The organism is Streptomyces sp. SID3343 (assembly GCF_009865215.1).
Classification (GTDB): domain Bacteria; phylum Actinomycetota; class Actinomycetes; order Streptomycetales; family Streptomycetaceae; genus Embleya.
Genome location: NZ_WWJX01000280.1, coordinates 1 through 3,959 on the forward strand (window position 1 = coordinate 1; position 3,959 = coordinate 3,959).

Annotated in this window: 1 protein-coding gene and 1 pseudogene; both read right to left on the reverse strand. The window is 75.3% G+C overall.

Going from position 1 to position 3,959, the window contains the following annotated elements; translation table 11 throughout:
- A pseudogene (locus GT354_RS09745) lies at positions 1-1,710 on the reverse strand (hypothetical protein); the annotation flags it as partial.
- Between the two features lie 176 nt (positions 1,711-1,886).
- Positions 1,887-3,959: SbcC/MukB-like Walker B domain-containing protein (locus GT354_RS09750; protein WP_272923798.1), on the reverse strand; the 2,073-nt coding region annotated here is incomplete at its 5' end.

Sequence of the window (3,959 nt, forward strand, 5' to 3'; positions counted from 1 at the left end):
GGGGAGGGCCCCGGGCGTACCCGATGACGCGGCGGAGGCGTTCGGGGGAGACCCGACGGTCGGAGCCTGTGCAGCGGCCGCCCCGGGGCCATTGGCGGGTGCCTCGCCGGTTGTACCCGGTACACCCGTGGTCCCGGCCCCGTTCGTGCCGGCCGCCGGGTTCGCGCCGGGCGTGCCGACGGTCCCGGGTACGTTCGCGCCGGCTCGCGGGGCGGGACCCGGTGCGCCGGCGGTTCCGGGTGCGTTCGTGCCGGGTGCCGGGGCGGGCCCGGCTGTACCGGCGGTTCCCAGTGCGTTCGTGCCGGGCGCCGGGGCGGAGCCGGGTGTGCCGGCGGTCCCCGCTGCGTTCGCGCCGGCTTCGGGGATGGAGCCGGTTGTGCCGGGCGTTGCGGGTGCGTTCGTGCCGGCTCCTGGGAGCGAGCCGGGTGCGGCTGGGGCTCCGGGTACGTTCGTGCCGGTTCCCGGGAGCGCGCCGGGGGTGCCCGGGGCTCCCGGTACGTTCGTGCCGGCTGCCGGGACCGAGGTCGATGTGCCCGTCAGGGGGTCCGTGACGCCGATGGTGCGCAGGGCCGCGATTCCCGGGAGCAGCGCGCGCACGGCGGGGGCCGAACCGGGCATGGGAGGCGGGGCGTTCGCGGCGGCCGGCGCGTTCGGGACGGTGTCCGGGGTCGCTCCCGCTACGGCGGGGAACGGGCCCGCTACGCCGATCGCCCGCAGCGCCGCGATGCCCGGCAGCAGCTCGCGGGCCTGGTCGGCGTCGAAGACCGGGCCGCCCGGGGGCGGGCCGGTTTGCCTCGTAGGGGGAGCGGCGACGCCGAACTCGACTCCGGAGCCTGCCTGTTCGCGTGGTGCGGCGCGAAGGCCGCCGTCGGGAGTGAGGGTGGCCACGCCGTCGGTGCCGGCGATTCGGCCGGCGCCGACGTAGGTGCCGGCGGCGGGGCGCAGGACGGCCGTGCACTCGACGGTCGCACCGGGTGCGATCGGCCCGATGCCGGCGCTGCCGCCGCAGTCCGGTGCCGAGGCTCGGGCGCGTCGATCGGTGAGCAGCGGATCGGTGAGGACCACGTCGCGCAACGGCGCGGACCCCGTGTAGGTGATCCGGTAGCGGACCACGACCGTGGCGCCGGGCTCGAACGCGGCGCCGGCCCGCGTCCCGCGTCGGACGGGACCGGACGGCGCGTCGACGCTCTGCCGCAGCGTGAGGCCGCCGCCCACACCCGTGTACCCGGCGGGCCGTGAGGCGGTGAGGACCAGGTCCATGCCCTGCACACGTGCTCCGACCGTCACCGGTGCCCGATGGATCCCCGCCTCGGCGACGCCTTCCCACCGGCAGCGGGCGGTTCCACCGGGGCCGAGCCGGCTGATCCGCCCCGCGCCGTCGGCGCACCGTACGCCCGTCGGCCCGGCCACGGGATCGCGCACGACCAAATCGATCAGCGTCGCCTCGCCCGTGTTGTGCACGGTGTAGTCCCGGACGACGGCGTCCCCGACCCGGATCCCCGGATTCAGCGCGCCCTCGTCCGCGCGCCCGTCGGTCGGTACCGTCAGCACGAGATTGTTCGGCCCGACCGCGCCGTGCGGAGCCCGGGCGACCGCCACGCCGGCTCCCGACAACGCGACGCCCCCGGACAACGCGACACTCCACGGCAGCGTGCTCAGGACGACCGCTGCGCAGGCTCGGATGCGGCGAGGCGCAGGCGATGCGCGCATGGCGCGAATTCCTCTCCGCAGGCACGGCCGGACCGGATTCGGCCAGTCTCCGTCGCCGCGCGGTCCGTCTCCGGCAACCCCTCTCACGCCGACCGGCGAACCATCCGAACGGCGCAACGCCCCGGCCGGGGCGCCAACCGTGCTCGCGGCGCTCCCGGCATCCCTCGAAGCAGCGGTCAGGCGAGGTCCGCCAGGCCGTTGACGTCGTTGTGCACGAGCGTTGCCCGTTCCCGGTCGGTGAGCCATCGCGCGGTGGAGCCCACCGGTTGCTTGTCGACCCACAGGACGTCGTCCACGGTCTCGGCGACCTGGTGCAGGTGGCTGATCACGGTGACGAGTCGATCGCCGGCGACGTGCGAGCGCAGGACCGTCAGGGCGCTCTCCAGGGTTCCGCTGTCCAGGGTGCCGAAGCCCTCGTCGAGGAACAGGCTTTCGAGGTGGGTACTGCTGCGGCCGTGCAGTTCGACCAGGGCCAGGGAGAGCGCGAGCGAGGCCAGGAACGTCTCTCCTCCGGAGAGGGTCTTGGCACCGCGAGCGGTCCCGGTGAGCCGGTTGACGATCCGGAAGTTCTCCGCGAAGCCCAGACGTCCCGCGGACAACTGTTGGAGCAGCGCGCTGCCGATCCCCAGCAGCGCGCGGGTGCGACGCTCGGTGAGATAGCCGAGGAACGTGGCATCGGTGAGCTGCTTGCACAGCCCCACCCAGGCCGAGTGCTGCGCCCGACCCGAGCCCAGGGCCTCGTGCAGGGCCGTGAAGTGGGGAATCTGGGACCGGGCGATCCGCAGCCGCTCGCGAGCGTGATCGGCCTCGGAGCGCGCGGCGGAGACCTGTTGACTCAGCGGATCCAGGAGGGCGGGAGACAGCAGCGCGGCTCGGCTCGGCGAAACGTCGAACCCGGTGTCGTTGCCGTCGTCGTCGCCGTCCCTGCCACCGCGGCTCCCGCCGTCGCTCCCGCCGTCGCTCTCGGGACGGGAGGCCGTGCTCGCGTGAGCGGCGATGGTCCGCTCGAACTCCGTGACCACGTGCCCGGCCGCGCTCTGGGCCGCGGCCAGTGTCTCGCGCAGCCGATCCGAGGTCTCCCGCAACACCGCGGCCTGCTCGTCCATCGTCGCCGGATCCGCCGCGGTGATGAACGCGAGCGACGGGGCGAGGGGTTCGGCGCCGAGCAGGTGTGCCGCCTCGCCGGCTGCCTCCGCCCAGCGGCGCAGCCGGACGCCGAGTTCGCGGAGCGGTTCGGTCACGCTCTCGTGGTGGAGCCGGGTGAGTTCGTTGTCGCGGGCCGCGAGCGCGTGTAGGTCTGCGGATGCCAGGTCGCGGGCTCGGGTGAGGCTCTGCAACCGGGCCAACCGCTCGGCGACGGCGTCGGCCGCGCTCGTGATGTCGTCGAGCGAGGGCAGGGCGTCGGGGGAGGCCGGCGCGGCCGGGGTTCCTGCGGGCAGGTTGTCCAGCTCGGCTCCGAACCCGGCCCGGTTTGCGGCCAGTTGCCGTTCGCTGTGCGCCAGGGCGGTGCGTTCGCGTCGGAGGTCCTCGCCGCGGCGGTCCAGCGCCTTGCGGCTCGCCCTCAGGTCGGCCGCCGCCTCCGTCGCCGCGTCGGCGGCGTCCGTCGCGGCGGTGACGGCGTGTTGCTCGCAGGCGCGCGCGGCGGCCGTCACCTCGTCCATGAGGAGCGCGCTCGCCGCGGGGTCGGTGTGCGGCGACCCGTCGATCGACCAGGACGCGGTCGAGGCGACCCGTTCGGTCAGTTGCGTCGCGAACAGGCCGGGCGAGGGGATCGCCTCGGGGATCTGGACGGCCAGGGCTTCGGCGTCGTCGTGGAGTCGGCCGAGTTCGCGGTCGAGGCGGTCGAGCGCTGACCGGGTCCGCGCCCGGTGGCCTTCGCCGTCGGCATCGGCTTGGGCGGCGTGTACTTCGATCCGGTCGTGCGCGGCGACGGCCTCGTGCAGGGCCCGGGCGCACTCGTCGGCGTCGTGCCGGGCGGAGTTCAGCGCGTGGGCGCTCAGCGGAGCCGGCGGCGTGTAGTCGGGGGCGAGGGTGTGCGTGCAGACCGGGCAGGGCCGCCCGGCGGACAGGCCCTCGCCCGCGACGAACGCCGCCTCGCCGCGCTGGAGTTCGACCACGACCGCGAGGGCCCGGGCATGGGTTTCCCGTCGGGCGGCCACAGCCGTCGCGTGTTCGTCCAGCTCGCGCAGCAGGCGTTGCCGACGCTCGCGCGAGTCGTCCTCGGCCGCCCGGTGATCGGCCGCCGCCTC